18 protein-coding genes and 3 tRNA genes are annotated in these 17,242 nt (G+C 60.7%); 17 read left to right on the top strand and 4 right to left on the bottom strand.

Translation table 11 applies throughout. The features are described 5' to 3' along the window. The first annotated feature begins 147 nt into the window (after positions 1-147). The 9 genes from lepA (at position 148) to nagZ (ending at position 8,148) form a co-directional block, all read left to right on the top strand. The gene (lepA, locus tag N5B55_RS04560; RefSeq protein ID WP_154207269.1) at positions 148-1,947 is read left to right on the top strand and encodes a translation elongation factor 4; all 1,800 of its coding nucleotides are present in this window, start codon (positions 148-150) and stop codon (positions 1,945-1,947) included. Positions 1,948-1,977: 30 nt separating this feature from the next. Further along, the gene (gene lepB, locus N5B55_RS04565) at positions 1,978-2,871 is read left to right on the top strand and encodes a signal peptidase I (RefSeq protein WP_304539273.1); all 894 of its coding nucleotides are present in this window, start codon (positions 1,978-1,980) and stop codon (positions 2,869-2,871) included. Between the two features lie 62 nt (positions 2,872-2,933). Further along, entirely contained in the window at positions 2,934-3,302 is a 369-nt protein-coding gene (locus tag N5B55_RS04570; RefSeq protein WP_065857443.1) for a DUF4845 domain-containing protein, read from the top strand. A gap of 1 nt (position 3,303) precedes the next feature. Then, positions 3,304-4,074: a ribonuclease III gene (rnc, locus tag N5B55_RS04575; RefSeq protein WP_009238523.1), complete on the top strand. Its 771-nt coding sequence runs from the start codon at positions 3,304-3,306 to the stop codon at positions 4,072-4,074. Positions 4,075-4,082: 8 nt separating this feature from the next. Next, positions 4,083-5,021, top strand: coding sequence for a GTPase Era (gene era / locus N5B55_RS04580; protein ID WP_004635627.1), 939 nt, complete (start codon positions 4,083-4,085; stop codon positions 5,019-5,021). A 31-nt stretch (positions 5,022-5,052) separates the two neighbouring features. Beyond that, a complete protein-coding gene (gene recO / locus N5B55_RS04585; protein ID WP_065857444.1) occupies positions 5,053-5,874 on the top strand; it encodes a DNA repair protein RecO in 822 nt (273 codons plus the stop codon). After that, positions 5,871-6,662 (top strand): pyridoxine 5'-phosphate synthase, encoded by a 792-nt coding sequence (pdxJ, locus tag N5B55_RS04590; protein WP_304539274.1) that lies wholly within the window; start codon positions 5,871-5,873, stop codon positions 6,660-6,662. The genes recO and pdxJ overlap by 4 nt, the downstream gene beginning before the upstream one ends. Continuing rightward, positions 6,659-7,102: a holo-ACP synthase gene (acpS, locus tag N5B55_RS04595; protein ID WP_009238519.1), complete on the top strand. Its 444-nt coding sequence runs from the start codon at positions 6,659-6,661 to the stop codon at positions 7,100-7,102. Before pdxJ ends, acpS begins: the two co-directional genes overlap by 4 nt. Further along, positions 7,099-8,148 carry a beta-N-acetylhexosaminidase gene (gene nagZ, locus N5B55_RS04600; RefSeq protein ID WP_065857445.1) on the top strand — a complete coding sequence of 350 codons (1,050 nt, stop codon included), beginning with the start codon at positions 7,099-7,101 and terminating at the stop codon, positions 8,146-8,148. The genes acpS and nagZ overlap by 4 nt, the downstream gene beginning before the upstream one ends. Before the next feature lie 76 nt (positions 8,149-8,224). Here nagZ and efp read toward each other — a convergent pair whose 3' ends face one another. Together efp and earP are read right to left on the bottom strand one after the other, a co-directional pair. Further along, positions 8,225-8,794 (bottom strand): elongation factor P, encoded by a 570-nt coding sequence (gene efp, locus N5B55_RS04605; protein ID WP_027677743.1) that lies wholly within the window; start codon positions 8,792-8,794, stop codon positions 8,225-8,227. Positions 8,795-8,916: 122 nt separating this feature from the next. After that, positions 8,917-10,110, bottom strand: coding sequence for an elongation factor P maturation arginine rhamnosyltransferase EarP (earP, locus tag N5B55_RS04610; protein WP_304539760.1), 1,194 nt, complete (start codon positions 10,108-10,110; stop codon positions 8,917-8,919). A gap of 91 nt (positions 10,111-10,201) precedes the next feature. On the opposite strand from earP, the gene uvrC reads away from it, so the two are divergent. From uvrC to N5B55_RS04640, 6 genes are all read left to right on the top strand, one after another. Beyond that, the gene (gene uvrC, locus N5B55_RS04615; protein WP_304539275.1) at positions 10,202-12,175 is read left to right on the top strand and encodes an excinuclease ABC subunit UvrC; all 1,974 of its coding nucleotides are present in this window, start codon (positions 10,202-10,204) and stop codon (positions 12,173-12,175) included. 67 nt (positions 12,176-12,242) lie between these two features. Then, a complete protein-coding gene (gene pgsA / locus N5B55_RS04620; protein WP_304539276.1) occupies positions 12,243-12,818 on the top strand; it encodes a CDP-diacylglycerol--glycerol-3-phosphate 3-phosphatidyltransferase in 576 nt (191 codons plus the stop codon). 135 nt (positions 12,819-12,953) lie between these two features. Next, a tRNA-Gly gene (locus tag N5B55_RS04625) sits at positions 12,954-13,029 on the top strand. 54 nt (positions 13,030-13,083) lie between these two features. Then, positions 13,084-13,159 (top strand) — tRNA-Gly (locus N5B55_RS04630). A 93-nt stretch (positions 13,160-13,252) separates the two neighbouring features. Continuing rightward, positions 13,253-13,326, top strand: a tRNA-Cys gene (locus tag N5B55_RS04635). Between the two features lie 193 nt (positions 13,327-13,519). After that, complete coding sequence (locus N5B55_RS04640) at positions 13,520-14,698, top strand: site-specific integrase (protein ID WP_304539277.1); 1,179 nt, start codon at positions 13,520-13,522, stop codon at positions 14,696-14,698. Here the strand turns inward: N5B55_RS04640 and N5B55_RS04645 are convergent. After that, positions 14,678-14,992: a helix-turn-helix domain-containing protein gene (locus N5B55_RS04645; RefSeq protein WP_304539278.1), complete on the bottom strand. Its 315-nt coding sequence runs from the start codon at positions 14,990-14,992 to the stop codon at positions 14,678-14,680. The genes N5B55_RS04640 and N5B55_RS04645 overlap by 21 nt on opposite strands. 283 nt (positions 14,993-15,275) lie before the next feature. Here N5B55_RS04645 and N5B55_RS04650 point away from each other — a divergent pair, with 283 nt between their 5' ends. Then, positions 15,276-15,923: a helix-turn-helix domain-containing protein gene (locus N5B55_RS04650; RefSeq protein ID WP_304539279.1), complete on the top strand. Its 648-nt coding sequence runs from the start codon at positions 15,276-15,278 to the stop codon at positions 15,921-15,923. A 192-nt stretch (positions 15,924-16,115) separates the two neighbouring features. On the opposite strand, the gene N5B55_RS04655 is transcribed toward N5B55_RS04650, so the two are convergent. Continuing rightward, positions 16,116-16,604 (bottom strand): helix-turn-helix domain-containing protein, encoded by a 489-nt coding sequence (locus N5B55_RS04655; protein ID WP_304539280.1) that lies wholly within the window; start codon positions 16,602-16,604, stop codon positions 16,116-16,118. Between the two features lie 293 nt (positions 16,605-16,897). Between N5B55_RS04655 and N5B55_RS04660 the strand changes: the two genes are divergently transcribed. Beyond that, a complete protein-coding gene (locus tag N5B55_RS04660; RefSeq protein ID WP_304539281.1) occupies positions 16,898-17,107 on the top strand; it encodes a hypothetical protein in 210 nt (69 codons plus the stop codon). The last annotated feature ends 135 nt before the right edge of the window (positions 17,108-17,242 follow it).

Genomic DNA, 17,242 nt, shown 5'->3' on the forward strand with positions numbered 1-17,242 from the left:
GATTTTTGCATTGCACGATGCTTGTGCTGCAACCTCGGCTTTGAACCCAATACCTCCCGCCGACGCACCCTATGCGCGCCGGCCATGCCGGAAGCCGCTCGCGCTCCCGGCAGACGCGCCCGGGATGGGCGCTTTTCGACGCATTCGATGGACAATATCCGCAATTTTTCGATCATCGCCCACATCGACCACGGCAAATCGACGCTGGCCGACCGCATCATCCAGCTGTGTGGCGGGCTTTCCGACCGCGAAATGGAAGCCCAAGTGCTGGACTCGATGGATATCGAGAAGGAGCGCGGCATCACCATCAAGGCGCAGACTGCCGCCCTGTCTTATAAGGCTCAGGACGGTAAGGTCTATAACCTCAACCTGATCGATACCCCCGGACACGTTGACTTCAGCTACGAGGTCAGCCGCTCGCTGTCCGCGTGCGAGGGCGCTCTGCTGGTAGTTGACGCCTCTCAGGGTGTGGAAGCCCAAACCGTCGCCAACTGTTACACCGCCATCGAGCTGGGCGTGGAAGTGGTGCCGGTGCTCAACAAAATCGACTTGCCCGCGGCCGATCCCGACAATGCGATCCAGGAAATCGAGGACGTGATCGGCATTGACGCGACCGACGCGACGCGCTGCTCCGCCAAGACCGGCGTGGGCGTGGCGGACGTGCTCGAAGCGCTGATCGCCAAAGTGCCCGCGCCGAAGGGCGATCCGGCTGCGCCGCTGCAGGCGCTGATCATCGACTCGTGGTTCGACAACTACGTCGGCGTGGTGATGCTGGTGCGCGTGGTGAACGGCACGCTGCGCGCGAAGGACAAAGTCCTGCTGATGGCAACCGGTGCGCAGCATTTGGTGGAGCAGGTCGGCGTATTTTCGCCGAAGTCGATGCCGCGTGAATCGCTGTCGGCCGGGCAGGTGGGCTTCGTCATCGCGGGCATCAAGGAACTGAAGGCTGCCAAGGTGGGCGACACGATTACCCACGTGGCGCCGCGCAAGGCGGACGCCCCGCTGCCGGGCTTCAAGGAAGTCAAGCCGCAGGTGTTTGCGGGCTTGTATCCGGTGGAAGCAAACCAGTACGAAGCGCTGCGCGAATCGCTGGAAAAACTCAAGCTTAACGACGCGTCGCTCCAGTACGAGCCCGAAGTGTCGCAGGCACTGGGCTTTGGCTTCCGCTGCGGCTTCCTCGGCTTGCTGCACATGGAGATCGTGCAGGAGCGCCTGGAGCGCGAGTTCGACATGGACCTGATCACCACCGCGCCGACGGTGGTTTATCAGGTGCAACTGCGCGATGGCACGATGGTGCAGGTGGAAAACCCGGCCAAGATGCCGGCGGACCCGAGCAAGATCGAGGCGATTCTCGAGCCGATCGTCACGGTTAATCTGTACATGCCGCAGGACTACGTGGGCGCTGTGATCACGCTGTGCGAGCAGAAGCGTGGCTCGCAGATCAACATGAGCTACCACGGTCGCCAAGTCCAGTTGACCTACGAAATCCCGATGGGCGAGATCGTGCTGGACTTCTTCGATCGGTTGAAATCCGTTTCGCGCGGTTATGCGTCAATGGATTACGAGTTCAAGGAATACCGCGTGTCGGACGTGGTCAAGGTCGACATCCTAATCAACGGCGACAAGGTCGATGCCTTGTCCATCATCGTCCACCGTTCGAACAGCACATACCGCGGTCGTGAAGTGGCTGCCAAGATGCGCGAGATCATTCCGCGCCAGATGTATGACGTTGCGATTCAGGCGGCCATTGGCGCCAATGTGATCGCCCGCGAAAACGTCAAGGCGCTGCGCAAGAACGTGCTGGCCAAGTGCTACGGCGGTGATATTTCGCGCAAGAAGAAGCTCCTCGAGAAGCAGAAAGAGGGCAAGAAGCGCATGAAGCAGGTTGGTACCGTTGAAATTCCGCAAGAGGCTTTCCTGGCCATCCTGCGCGTCGAAGAAAAATAATTCAGACCTCGCTCGGACGATCTCTCCTCCATGAACTTCGCCCTGATTCTGTTTGTTCTCGTCGTACTCACCGGCATTGCTTGGGTGGCTGACAAGCTCGTGTTCCAGCGCCAGCGCCAGGCGGCCGCAGCCGCGGCGCTGGCTGAATTTGATGCGCGCGCGCGGGTGCAGGCGCAATATGGCGGTGGAGGTGACATCGGTGCAGCCCGTTTGCAACTGGCCGAAGACAAGCTGCGCCAGCCTTGGTGGCTGGAGTACACCGCCAGCTTCTTCCCAGTGATTGCCGCGGTGTTCCTCTTGCGCTCGTTCGTGATTGAACCGTTCAAGATTCCGTCGGGCTCGATGATTCCGACGCTGCAGATCGGCGACTTCATCCTCGTCAACAAGTACACGTATGGCGTTCGCTTGCCGATCGTGAACAAGAAGATCGTGGAGCTAAACGAGCCACAACGCGGCGACGTGATGGTCTTCCGCTACCCGAAAGACGAGTCGATGGATTACATCAAGCGCGTGATCGGCGTGCCCGGCGACGTGGTGAAGTACGACAACAAGCGCTTGACGGTGAACGGCCAGCCGGCCACCTACGCGCCGCAGTCAGACTACCTTGATGGTGAACGCCTGACGTATTCGAAGCAGTACCAGGAGGCGCTGGGCAACGTCACGCACAACATCCTGAACGACGCCGACCGCCCGGCTTATGTTTCGGGCCCGGACGATTTTCCGTTCCGCGAAAACTGCACATACAATCAGACCGGCTTTACCTGCAAGGTACCTGCAGGTCACTATTTCATGATGGGCGATAATCGCGACAACAGCGCGGATTCTCGTTACTGGGGCTTCGTGCCGGACAAGAACATCGTCGGGAAGGCATTCTTCATCTGGATGAATCTGGGTGATCTGAAGCGGATCGGTGCTTTCCACTGATCCAATAAGTGACGCAAAGATATCTTACTAAAACTCGGCAATTGCAAAACGGGGGAAATGCAATGCGGATTCGTCAGGCCGGTCTGAAACGCCCGTCGCGCGGGATTACCATGTTTGGCATCCTGATCGGCATCATCGTGCTGATTACGTTTGTGCTGCCAGCCATTCGGTCTGTGCCGAGCCTGATGGAATACCAAGCCATCACGCGTGCTGTGAAGCAGGCGCGTGAGCGTGCAAGCACGCGCGAAGAGGTGGCCAGCGCGTTTGATAAGCAGGCTGCGATCGACGACATCACGTCGATCAAAGGTGAAGATCTGGAAGTGCTGGACGGCGGCGGCTCCATTCAGGCGGTGCGTTTCTCGTACAAGCGCGAGGTCCCGTTGTATGGCCCCATCGGTCTGGTGATCACCTATTCGGGGACCCAGCGTTGACATGAGTCTGGATGCACTACAGCAACGTCTTGGCTACCGCTTCAGCAAACCGGAGTTGCTGCAGCAGGCGCTCACCCATCGCAGCCACAGCGCGATGCACAATGAGCGCCTGGAATTTCTTGGTGATTCGATTCTGAATTGCGCCGTCGCCGACATGCTTTACGGCATGTTCGGCAAGCTGGATGAGGGCGATCTCTCGCGCGTGCGGGCCAATTTGGTCAAGCAACAGGCGCTGTATGAGATCGCGCAGATGTTGCAGTTGCCCGATGCCCTGCGTCTGGGCGAAGGGGAGTTGAAGAGCGGTGGTTTTCGCCGGCCTTCCATCCTGGCTGACGCGCTCGAAGCGATTTTCGGGGCGGTGTTTCTCGACGGCGGCTTCGATGCGGCTCGGACGCTGATCCGCAAGCTCTATATCCCGATCCTTGAACAGGTCGACCCCCGCACGCTGGGCAAGGATGCCAAGACGCTGTTACAGGAGTACCTCCAAGGTCACAAGATTGCGTTGCCGCTGTACACGGTGGTTGCCACCCACGGCGCGGCGCATAATCAGCAGTTCGAGGTCGAGTGCTCGATCCCGAAGCTCGAGATTCGCGTCTCCGGCAGCGGGGCATCGCGGCGCGCGGCCGAACAATCGGCGGCCAAGCTGGCCCTGGAAGAAGCGCATCGCCTGGTGCCGCAACTCGTCAAGCGCAGCCGCGCCGAGCGCACCGGCAAGACGCGCAAGCAGGCTACGCCGCCCGATCCGCAGTTGTCTCTCAGGTTGAAGGAATAATCAGGTAAATGAGCGACACCCCATTGCAGCCTCCGCAGCCAGAATCCGGCGTGCCGGAGGGGTTCCGCTGCGGCATGGTCGCCATTGTCGGGCGACCGAACGTTGGCAAATCCACGCTGATGAACGCCCTGGTGGGCCAGAAGGTCAGCATCACTTCGCGCAAGGCGCAGACCACGCGCCACCGCATCACGGGCATTCAGACGACCGATGACGCGCAGTTCGTCTTCGTCGATACGCCGGGCTTCCAGACACGTCACGCCACCGCGCTGAATCGTTCGCTGAACCGCGCCGTCACGTCCACGCTCACGTCGGTGGACGCCGTGTTGTTCGTGGTCGAAGCCGGCCGCTACGGCCCGGACGACGAAAAGGTGCTTTCGCTGCTGCCGCGCGAGACGCCCGTGATTCTGATCGTCAACAAGGTCGACCGGCTCGATGCGTACACGCGCGCCGAGATGGTCGCCGTGTTCCTGCAGGATATGGCGCAGGTGTTTCCGTTTGCAGAAATTGTGCCGATGTCGGCCAAGAACCGCGACGACATCGACCGCCTGCTCGGCATCGTGCGCCCGTACCTGCCGGAAGGCGAGCCGATGTACGACCCCGAAGCGCTGACCGATCGCAGCGAGCGCTTCCTGGCCGCCGAAATCGTTCGCGAGAAGGTCTTCCGTTGGACTGGCGACGAGTTGCCGTATTCCAGCACCGTCATCGTCGACAAATTCGAAACCGAAGGCCGCCTGCGCCGCGTGTTCGTGACCATCCTGGTCGACCGGGACGCACACAAGGCGATGATCATTGGTGCTAAGGGCGCCAAGCTCAAGCAGATCTCCACCGAAGCCCGCATGGACATGGAAAAACTGTTCGACGGCAAGGTGTATCTGGAGGTCTGGATCAAGGTCAAGAGCGGCTGGGCCGACAACGAAGCCGGCCTGCGTGCTTACGGCTACGAATAACCACTGAGCCGGGCCACTCTACACACGCTCGATGGCGGGACGATCCGATCCGATTCCGGACGAAGCCGCGGAATGGCTGGCCGAAGAAGGCGTTGCCGGCGCCGCGCCGCGCAAGAGCTTTCCTGCCGGGCGCTCCGAGACGCGTGTTGCTGCGCAGCCAGCGTTTGTGCTGCACAGTTACCCGTATCGGGAAACCAGCCTCATCATCGATGTCTTCACGCCGGATTACGGGCGCATGGCGCTGGTCGCCAAGGGGGCCAAGCGGCCGCATTCGGCGCTGCGTGCGGTGCTGCAGACCTTCCAGCCGCTGTCGCTGTCCTGGAGCGGCCGCGGCGATGTGCGCACGCTGACCCGTGCCGAGTGGGTCGGCGGCATGCTGCCGCTGGGCGGGGAGGGACTGCTGTCCGGGTTCTATCTGAACGAACTGCTCGTCAAGTTTGTCGCCCGCGAAGACGGCCACCCGGTGCTCTTCGCGCATTACGTTGAAACGCTCAATAAGCTCGCCCATGGCGAACCTGCGGCCTTTACGCTGCGCGCGTTCGAACGTGTGCTTCTCCGTGAGACCGGTTTTGCTGCCCAGCTTGATCGCTGTATCGACGGCGAACCCGTGCAGGCCGATGCCGAATACGTCTATCACCCTGAGCGAGGCATCCGGCGCACGCTGCCGAGCGATCCATCGTCCTGGCCCATCTTGCGCGGCCAGACGCTGATAGACATGGAGCGGGACGATTACGGTTCACGCCCGACGACCGCGCAGCAAAGCCGCAGCCTGATGCGTTTCCTGCTGCATTATCATTTGCATGGCACGCCGCTTTCGACGCGCCAGATCCTGATCGACTTGCAGAAACTATGATCTTTCATGCCTCGCCGGGAATCATCGACCTGGGCATCAACATCGACCACGTCGCCACGCTGCGCAACGCGCGCGGCACCACTTATCCGGATCCGGTCGCCGCAGCGCTCCTGGCTGAAGAAGCCGGCGCCGATCTCATCACCCTGCACCTGCGAGAAGATCGCCGCCACATCAAGGACGCCGATGTGCGCGCTCTGCGGCCGCAGCTGCGCACGCGCATGAACCTGGAGTGCGCCGTCACGCAGGAGATGCTCGACATCGCGTGCGATATCGGCCCGCAAGACGTCTGCCTCGTGCCCGAGCGTCGTCAGGAAGTGACCACTGAAGGTGGCTTGGACGTGGTGGGCGGTTTCGCTAAGGTGCAAGCCGCCTGCAAGCAACTGGCCGACGCAGGCATCCGCGTCTCGCTGTTCATCGATCCGGATGCGGCGCAGATCGAGGCCGCCGCCGCTGCGGGCGCCCCGGTCATTGAATTGCACACGGGCCGCTACGCCGAAGCGACCGACGATGCCGAGTTGCGCGCCGAACTCGTCCGCATCGAAACCGCGGTGGAAGAGGGCATCCGCTGGGGCGTGCGCGTGAACGCAGGTCACGGCCTCCACTACACGAACGTGCAGCCAATCGCGGCCATCGCGGGCATTCATGAACTGAATATCGGCCACGCCGTCGTTGCGCATGCGGTATTTGCCGGCTGGCAGAACGCGGTGCGCGAGATGAAAGCGATCATGGTTGCGGCACGGCTGTCTTCCACCACGCCGGCGGCCGCACATCCGGGCATGCCGGTATGAACGAACAGGCTGCATCCGCCTCGGTGTCTGGCGCGATTTATGGCATCGGCACCGACATCATCCAGATCGAGCGCGTTGAAGGCGTGATGCAGCGGACCAACGGCCGTTTCGCCGAAAAGGTGCTGGGCCCCGATGAGCTGCGTGTCTACCATGCCCGCAAGGCTCGCTCGGAGCGGCGGGGCCTTGCGTTTCTTGCCACCCGCTTTGCCGCCAAGGAAGCCGTGTCCAAGGCCATCGGCCTGGGCATGCGGTGGCCGATGACATGGCGTGCGGTACAGACGCTCAATCTGCCCTCCGGCCAACCGGTGGTGCGCTATAGCGGCGAACTGGCCGACTGGATTGCGCAGCACGGCCTTCATATCCAGATCAGTGTGACGGACGAGCGCGACTATGCAGTCGCATTCGCCGTCGCCGAGTTGCAAACGAAATCCTCCGCATGACTCCAACCAAGAAGCAGAAGCACCCCGGCCCGATCGTTCTGGATGTCGCCGGCCTGGAACTCGGCCCCGACGATGTTCGGCGCATTGCCCATCCGTTGACGGGCGGCGTGATCCTGTTTGCGCGCAACTTTGAATCGCGCGCGCAGTTGACGGCGCTCACGCAGGCCATTCGCGCGATTCGGAGCGACGTGCTGATTTGCATCGACCACGAAGGCGGTCGCGTGCAGCGCGCCAAGACCGACGGTTTCACGCATCTGCCCGCCATGGGCGCGCTGGGCAAGCTCTGGGACACCGATGTGCTAGCCGCCACGCGCGCTGCCACCGCCTGCGGCTACGTACTGGCCGCAGAACTGCGCGCGTGCGATATCGACCTCAGCTTCACGCCCGTGCTCGATCTCGACTACGGCAGCAGCAGCGTGATCGGCGATCGCGCGTTCCATCGCGACCCTCGCGTGGTCACGATGCTAGCCAACCACTTGACGCTGGGCCTGCGCCTGGCCGGCATGTCCAACTGTGGCAAGCATTTCCCCGGTCACGGCTACGTCCAAGCGGATTCGCACGTCGCCGTGCCGGTGGACGAGCGTCCGCTGGAGGCCATCCTCGCCGACGACGCGCAGCCTTACGGCTGGATGGGCATCGGCCTGCAATCCGTGATGCCGGCCCACGTGATTTATTCAGCGGTCGATCCGAACCCGGCCGGCTTCTCTCGCTTCTGGCTGCAGGACATGCTGCGCGCGCATTTCAACTTTGACGGCGTGATTTTCAGCGATGACCTGAGCATGGAAGGCGCGAGCGTTGCAGGCACGGTCGTTGACGGTGCGCGAGCAGCGCTCACGGCGGGCTGCGACATGGTCTTGATCTGCAATGCGCCGGATAAAGCCGACCAACTGCTCGGCGAGCTTGATGTGCCGATGGGCAAGGCGTCGCAGCGGCGCGTGCGTCGGCTGTTTGGTGGTCGCGCCGTAAAGGACTGGGCAAAGCTGCAGCAACAATCGGCTTACAAGCAGGCGCTGCGCACATTGCGCGAGGCGAAGCTCATCAAGTAACGTCGGAACCCCAAGAAGACTGCTGGAAAAAAGAAAAGGCTCCCGAGGGAGCCTTTCTTCTTGCCGAGACGCCAGCTTACTTGGCGCGGCTACGGTACTCGTCGGTACGCGTATCGATTTCGATCTTCTCGCCGATGTTGCAGAACAGCGGCACCATGATCACGAATTCTTCGTTGTCGTTGATGCGAGCTGCCTTCAGCACCTTACCCGATGACGTGTCGCCCTTGACGGCCGGCTCGGTGTAGACAATTTCGCGGACAACCGTGGTCGGCAGTTCCACCGAGATGGCGTTCTCGTTGTAGAACGTCACTTCGACCTTCATGCCGTCTTGCAGGTAGTTCAGCGCGCTGCCCATGGCGGCGGGCTCAACGTTGTACTGTTCGTACGTGACCGGGTCCATGAACACGTACATCGAGCCGTCGAAGTAGGAGTACTCGGCTTCCTTCTTCTCCAGGATGACTTGGTCCATCTTGTCGTCGGCGTTGAACACCGACTCGCCGCCTGCGCCCGTCAGCAGGTTCTTGTACTTCATCTTGACGACGGCGCCCGAACGGCCCGAACGGCTGTACTCGGTCTTGAGCACGACCATTGCGTCGTTGCCGATCATGAACACGTTGCCAGCGCGGAGTTCTTGCGCGATTTTCAAAGCCATTTCACATTTCCTGAGAGTAAGAGGGTTCGATGCGCGCCAAGCAACGAAGCACCGCGCGATACCCTCCGGGCCGCGCGAACCAGGTCAGAGCCGGGGGTCGCATACAGATGAGCCCGCTATTTTACCTGTTTTTCGCAAAATGCCACCAAATTCGCGGCGAGATCGCCCAGTTGCATCAAGCTTTGCTCCCACGTGACCGCTCGTGCGCGCAGGCGAGGCACCGTAGCCGAAAACTGGTTCCAGTCGAGTGACGCCGGCGCACCATTCCAGGCGTGCCAGAAGGCAACCAGCGCGCTAGCGTCGGCCGCTTCCAGCGCCGGGGTATAGCGGGCCAGAAAGGCGTCCAGCTTCGTAAGGTGCACGTCGTCGCTTTGGGGGTAGATGTGCCAGACAAAGGGCTTTAGTGCCCATTGGGCGCGCACAAACGAGTCTTCCCCTCGTACGAAATTGATGTCGCACGCCCAGAGCAGCGCGTCGTAATGCTCCTGCGGCACAAACGGCACAACGGCCACGCTGACGTTGCCGCGCTTCCACCGGGCGCCTGTGCGGGCGCCACCGGCGTCGCCAAAGAGGCCGGCGATCTGCTGTGCCGCCAATCCTTCGGGGACCAGGCAGACCACCGGCTGGAACGATGCTTCCCATTGGGCGACGAGCGTCGGCAGCGCCGGGTTGGCGTAGGCGAACAGGCTCACGCGCAGGGCGTCGGGGTTATCGCGCATCAGATCGTCGACGCCGAGGCGGTGCCACAGAGCCTGATGGGCAGCCGGGCTTGCCTCGAACGTCTTGCGTTGTGCGCCAAGGTGCGCTTCCCGCAGTAAGCCGCCGGTATTGCGGGCAAAACCGGGAAAGAAGAAGTGCTTGATGAGCGGCAGCCGTACGTGTGGGGATTGCATCGCGTGGTGTTCTGCCACCCAATTTTCTGCGCTGAGGTATTCCAGATTGATCCACACGGGCGCCGATCCCTGGGATGCCCGCTCGGCCATGAGCGTCAGCATGGGCTCCGGGACGGCGCACGCGAAGGCGCCGATCACCACGTCGTGCAGCGTCGGGTGAGCGTCCGCTGCGAGTAGGTTGGCGACCTGCGCGTCGTCAGCCCAGTGGCGAATATCCACGCCCGAGACGCGCTGGGCATCGGCCTTTGCGTCGACAGCAGGGCAGATTTTCTCGAACGAGCGGAGATCGTCTACCCACAGGCGGACCGTGTGGCCGTGCTCCTGTGCAAGCTGGCGAGCCAGGCGCCAGCAGACGCCAATATCGCCGTAGTTGTCGACGACGCGGCAGAAGAGATCCCAGGATGTGATGGTGCGCATGCAGGACGGTGGGGCGGGCAGCAAAGAGGATGGGCCGACATTGTAGTCGGCAGCTTGTTCTACACTGACGGCCTCAGATTCAGCGAACGCCATGTCGTCCGACCCCAAGCAACCCCAGTCCCCTGAGACGCCCGAGAGCGTCGAGGCCAACGCGCCCGCAAACGTGCCTGAATTCGACGCGAAAGCGCATATCGCGCGCTTGCCGAACCTGCCGGGCGTGTATCGCTATTTTGATGTGCAGGGCAATGTGCTCTACGTGGGCAAGGCACGCGACCTCAAGAAGCGCGTGTCGAGCTACTTCAACAAGACGCTGCTCTCGCCGCGCATCGCGATGATGGTGGCGAAGATCGCGCGCATCGACACCACGGTCGTGCGCAGCGAAGCAGAAGCGCTGCTGCTCGAGAATAATCTCATCAAGGCCCTGGCGCCGCGCTATAACATTCTGTTTCGCGACGACAAGTCGTATCCATATCTAAAGCTCACGCAGCACGCGTATCCGCGCATGGCGTATTACCGTGGCGCAACCGACCGCAGGCATCAATACTTCGGCCCATTCCCGAGTGCGCATGCCGTGCGCGAGAGCATGCAGATCCTGCAGAAGGTGTTCCGGCTCCGTACGTGCGAAGACACGGTCTTCAACAACCGCACGCGGCCGTGCCTGCTGCACCAGATCCATCGTTGCAGCGGCCCATGCGTCCAGGCCATCAGCGCAGAGGACTACGCACGCGATGTCGCCAACGCGGCCAGTTTCCTGCAGGGCCGGCAAGACGAGGTGATGCAGACGCTGCAGGACAAGATGCAGCGCTACGCCGAATCGCTGGCGTTCGAGCAGGCTGCCATCGTGCGGGACCAGATCGGCGCGTTGTCGACGGTGCTCAAGCAGCAGTCGGTGGAAGAGGTCGGCCACGCCAGTGACATCGATATCCTGGCTGTTGCCATCAAGGGCGGCCACGCCTGCGTGAACCTGGCGATGGTGCGCGGCGGGCGTCATCTCGGTGACAAAGCTTACTTTCCCACGCACGTGGAAGAGGGCGCCGCCATTGTCGGTGTGGATGTCGAAGCCGATAGCGTGTCGGCTGCAGAAACATCGCGCGATGCCGAACGCATGGCCAGCGACATCCTCGAAGCCTTCGTTGCGCAGCACTATCTCGATCAGTTCGTGCCGCCGGTGCTGGTGGTCAGTCATCCGATTCTCGCGACCGAGCTGATCGATGCGTTGGCCGAGCAGGCCGGGCGTCGCATCTCGGTCGTGCGTCAGCCCCAGGGTGGGCGTCGCGCGTGGCTCGAGATGGCGGAGAAGGGCGCCGAACTCTCGCTGATGCGTCGGCTTTCCGAGCAAGGCAGCCAGCAGGCCCGCACGCGCGCACTGGCCGAGACCATCGGTATCGACCTGGAAGACCTTGCCGCGCTGCGCGTCGAGTGCTTCGACATCAGTCACACCGCCGGCGAAGCCACGCAGGCCTCGTGCGTGGTCTTTCACAGCCACGCCATGCAAAACAGCGAATACCGCCGCTACAACATCCAGGACATCACCCCCGGCGACGATTACGCGGCCATGCGGCAAGTCCTCACGCGCCGCTACCAGAAGATCGTCGAGCAGGCTGGCGAAGACACCCCGAACATGCCGACCATCGTGCTGATCGACGGTGGCAAGGGGCAGGTGGAAGTTGCGCGACAGGTCTTTGAGGAGCTGGGGCTCGATATTGGATTGCTCGTCGGTGTGGCCAAGGGCGAAGGTCGCAAAGTCGGCCTCGAAACGCTGGTTTTCGCCGATGGCCGTCCGTCACTGGAGCTGGGTCAGGGCAGCGCTGCGCTGATGCTTGTGGCGCAGATTCGCGATGAGGCGCACCGCTTTGCCATCACAGGGATGCGCGCCAAGCGGGCCAAGGCGCGCAACACGTCGCGGCTGGAAGAGATCGAAGGCATCGGCGCCAAGCGCCGGCAGCGGTTGCTCGCGCGCTTCGGCGGATTGCGCGGCGTGATCGCCGCGAGCGTCGATGAACTCGCCACGGTGGAGGGCATCTCGCAGACCCTGGCCGAAGAAATCTACCGTCAGCTGCATTGATCGGCGACAATGCCCCATCGTGCCGCGTTGGTTTCAGCTCGCGCGGCGGTTGTCCTCTCGATTTGCCATGCCTTTCAACTTCCCGATCCTCCTGACCTGGTTGCGTGTGGCCATGATCCCGCTGGTGGTGGGCGTGTTCTACGTGCCGGACACTTGGATGGCACTGCCCGCCAAAAATCTGACGGCCGCGGTGTTTTTCATCGTTGCAAGCCTCACCGATTGGTTCGACGGTTTCCTCGCCCGCCGCTGGAACCAAACCTCCTCCTTCGGCGCCTTCCTCGATCCGGTCGCCGACAAGCTGATGGTCGCCGCCGCGCTGCTGGTGCTGCTGTCATTGGGCCGTGTTTCCGACGTCGTCGCGCTCGTCATCATTGGCCGCGAGATCACCATCTCCGCCCTGCGTGAGTGGATGGCGCAGATTGGCGCGTCGAAGAGCGTGGCCGTCAACTTCCTCGGCAAGCTGAAGACGACCTTCCAAATGATCGCGATTCCGCTGCTGCTGTTCGAGGGCCGCCTGTTCGGCATGATCGATGCGCAGGTGTGGGGTACGTGGCTGATTTACGTGGCGGCGGTGCTCACGCTGTGGTCGATGGCGTACTACATGAAGCTCGCCTGGCCGCAGATTCGCGAGCGCGCAAAATGAGCCTTTAAAAACTCTTGCGCAAAAGTGTTGACGAGGGCGACTCTTTTTTGCCATAATCTCGTTCTCGCGTTGCAGTGATGTGACGCAAACGGTCTAGCAGCACAAAGGTTGTACGGCAGTGCTGGTAGCCAAAATGCGGGAATAGCTCAGTTGGTAGAGCGCAACCTTGCCAAGGTTGAGGTCGCGAGTTCGAGCCTCGTTTCCCGCTCCAGTTTTGAAATATGTGGCCGTGTTGATGTGTAGGCATGGCGGCATAACCGGTTACGCGGGAATAGCTCAGTTGGTAGAGCGCAACCTTGCCAAGGTTGAGGTCGCGAGTTCGAGCCTCGTTTCCCGCTCCAATCCCGAAGGGAAGCCTTGCTTCCCTTTTTCTTTATCGGCACGGCAAAACACGCGGTTCTTCACGAATTGCTACAATGCGGTGCAGAACCCCTGGCGGGGTAGCAAAGTGGTTATGCAGCGGCCTGCAAAGCCGTCTACGCCGGTTCGATTCCGGCCTCCGCCTCCATTCTAAAGCCCTGATTTATCAGGGCTTTTTTCATTTTCGGCCCCCTCAGCGCAGAGGCGCAAAAGTCGCCTAGAGTCGCCTAAAGTGGCCTACGTCACCCGACTCCGGGTGACCGGAACCCCCTAAAATAGTCGTGTTGTGTGTAGACGCGAACGATGTGTGAGGACGCGAGTGTGTCCTCGTGGGGGAAATCATGGCGACAAAGCGAGAAAGAAACGGCAAGTGGGAATACATCATCAAGCGCAAGGCGCTGTTCCCCAAGCCTCTGGTCCTGCGATTCGAAAAGGACAAGGAAGAAGAGGGCGATGCCTACGTGCGCAAGCTCGAGGCGCTCCTTGATAAGGGGATCATTCCAGAAGGGCTGCTCGAATACCGCGAGCCGGAGAGCAAGTTTCCCTTCGTCGGTGACGTGATCCGCGAATACTTGAAAACGCAGCACGTGCCTGAATCGGACGTGACCTGCTTGAATGTCCTCTATGCGCGCGTTGGTGTGACTCGCCTTAAAGCAGTCAACTATGCTTGGGTCGAAAGCTGGATCGCCGGCATGAAAAGGGAACTCACGCTCGCGCCTTCTACGATTCGCCACCACGTCGGCGCGCTTGGAAGATGCTTTGATTGGGCCTCGAACAGAGGCATCGTCGAGCTGACGGTGAACCCGATCCGCATGCTGCCCAAGCGCTACGCCAACTACACGGACGCGGACATGCGAGCGCTCGAAGTGTCGGGCAGGGCCGACGAGGCAGACCACGAGAACGAGCGCGATCGCCGCCTGCACGGCAAGGACGAAGAGGATGCCATCCGCGCCGTGCTGATCGACCGCGCGAAGCCCGAGGACAAGGAGCGGCCGCTGGAGTTGAACTACCGACCGGCGCTCATCCTGCTGTTCGAGCTGGCTCTGGAGACGGCCATGCGCATGCGCGAGATATACACGCTCACGCTGGACCAGATCAATGAAGGGATGCGCACTGTGTTCCTGGACAAGACCAAGAACGGCGACAAGCGCCAGGTGCCGCTGTCATCGGTCGCGCTCGACTGCATCCGGCGCTACAAGGCGCTGGTGGAGTCTGGCGACGCAGAGATGGATGGGTGGGACATGGCCGGCGGGCGGCTGTTCCCGTGGTGGGATGGAGAGAAGAAGAGCCTGCGCGCCACGACGGCCAAGCTCTCCAAGCAGTTCTCGCGGATCTTCCAGCACGCCGGAAGCCCCGATCTGCACTTCCACGATCTGCGTCATGAGGCGACCTCTCGCCTCTATGAGCGCACCACGCTCACGGACGTGCAGATCGCCTCGATTACGGGCCACAAGGATCTGCGCATGCTCAAGCGCTACGCCAACCTGCGCGGCAGCGACCTAGCCAGCAAGCTCTGGTAGCTCGGGCAGCTCGCGCTTCTTCTTCTCGGCGCGCTTGGCCAGGAGAGGGCTCACCAGCGTGCCATTGCGGCGTGCAGATGCGGCGAGCCCTTCATCCACGATCGTCTCATTGCGGCGCTCGGCTTGCTGCTGCTTCACGCGCAGACGCAGGTAGCCAATCAGGTCGTCTTCCAGGAACACCCATGCGCGCCCAATGCGGGCGCCAGGCAGATCGCCGCTGCCGGCGAGCTTCAATGCTGTGGTCCGGTCCACCTTCAGGAAGGCGGCGCACTCCTCAATGTCCAAAGTCCTCACGGTCATCAACCTAGAAACAGTCATTACTTACTATTGGCGCATCCTACCCCAGGACTTGATGCGAGTAAAGTAAGCGTTGACTGTTGTCTGTGCGCCACATACCCCTCTTCTTTGTTCACAATCTGTCTGCCTTTTGTAAGGCTGAGGTGTAAAAATCTTCCTTAGCAAACGCATAAGTCTAAAATCTGCGGCCTCGCTGTTAATCAATGAGGCCGTTACTTAAATAATCGGGATAACGATTTGACAAATAGGCCCGTGACGTTGCTATTTGGGAAGGGAGTCGATGAGTTTTAGGGAGCGACTAAAGGCGCTGATGAGCGCCAAAGAAGGGGCCACGCTCGCTGTGATTGCCGATGCGTGTGGTTGCACGCCTCAAGCTGTGCATAAATGGCTCAAGGGTGGAGACATAGGTTATGCCTACCTGAAGCGCCTGGCGGCCTATTTCAATGTGAACTGGATCTGGCTTCGTTACGGCGAGCAGGTTGAGGAAGATTGTGATGCGCGGCACGAGAAGCCGGGGATAGGGCTGTCCATTGAGCGCAGCCGATATCTGGAGCGCATCGTCGAGAGCGAGCGGCTGCTGCGCACGGCGCTGGAGATGGTCGACGTAGGTGCCTGGGAGATGAACGTGCTGGCGGGCCGGATCAGCTACAGCGTGACTGCCAGACGCCTGCTAGGCGTGGATGAACGCTACCCGGACGACGTGGTGTCCTTCTTTCAACTGATGGTTGAGGAGGACGCGCAGTTGCTTGAGGAGCGTATCGCCTCAGCGGTTCGAACAGCCTCAGCCTTACAGGGAGCTTTCCGACTGAAAGCAAACGCTAAGGTTTGGCTGTCGCTTTGCGGTGGCTTTTCTGACCACGTAACGGCCGAGAAAGGGCGTATTTTCGGCGTCTTAAAGCGCGCGAAATTGAGTTATAAATCTTGTTAAATCCCCCCAATGTAGGGGTAGTTAGGTTTGTGAAACTTTCCGTAACATTCGCAGCAAATACATAAACTCGTGGTTGAGTTTATGGATCGCGATGAACTCCAAGTTGTCGTTGATCTAGATCAAAAAGAAAGGCGCCCGAAGGCGCCTAGTTGTGAATCAGGGGGAAGTTCCGTGTCTGACTGTGGGTCTATCTCACTTGCTCTTCGTGAGCGCGTTGTCGGTGCCAAAGCCCGACATAAATTCCTGGAAGCGCTTCTTGTCGCCAGCCGTAGCCAGCTTCGGATTGGGCAGCTTCGCCGCGCGCAGCGTCTCAATAATCTCGACTTCGTTGGCCGTCAGGATCGGCTGGTTGGCAAACACGTCCTCGATTGCATCCCAAGTCTCTGGCTGGTATTCACGCAGCACGAGCTGAAGGAAGTAAATCGGGTCCACGTTCAGTGCCTTCGCCATCTGGCCCGTCTTCTGGATGGGCACTTTGGCTCGGCCATTCTTGATCATGGACACCATGTTCGGAGTGGAAAAGCCCAACTCGTCCGCGAGTTCCTTTTGCGTCTTGCCGCTCAGAGCAAGCATGTGGCTCACGTAGTCAGCCACCTTCGGGATTTCACCACGCTTCGGTGCCGGCGGCAGGACGTTGGTTGCGCGGGGTCCGCGACGTTTGGTGTTGGTCGTTTCGTTCATAGGCTTCCCTCCTTCTCGTTCTTAGACTGCATCAGACGCCCGATGCGGGTAGACGGTCACATTATAGAGACCGTCAAATAAGAAGTGACTTTACAAAAGGCGTTTGTCAAGAGTTGGGTTCAAGTCAGTGTTGATTGAACCCGCTTGACTCGATTGTATTGCAGGCGCCGCTGTAGTCAATGGCTCGCCCGTGTGCCTCTCTCACCGGGTCGATGCATAGTAAGTTAATATTGACTATAATCTGACACGTGCTGATCGTTCAGCAACCAACCAAACCAGGAGTGTAGTGTTCCATGTGTTTCGCAAATACCGAGAAGATTGAAGTGGGGAAGGCATTCGCACAGCAGATCGGCCTGGATGTGTATGCCGATCTCGTTGCAGAGGGCGAGGTGATGGAAGAGCTGGATATGGGCTCTGCGTTTCTCTGCAAGGTGTCGCATCCGAAGGTGGGGGTCGTGACGCTCCTGAACACTTCGGCAGGCCAAGCAGCGATGCTCGGCTGAGGTGGCAAAAGACCAGCGAAAGAAGGCGAGCATCTGCTCGCCTTTTTTGTTGCCGTTGGGAACGTGCGAGTCCCTAGTTGCACGCCCTGAACGTCTCACGTAAGATTCGAAATGTAAGTCAACGTTGACTATTAC

The organism is Ralstonia pickettii (genome assembly GCF_030582395.1).
Lineage (GTDB): Bacteria > Pseudomonadota > Gammaproteobacteria > Burkholderiales > Burkholderiaceae > Ralstonia > Ralstonia pickettii_D.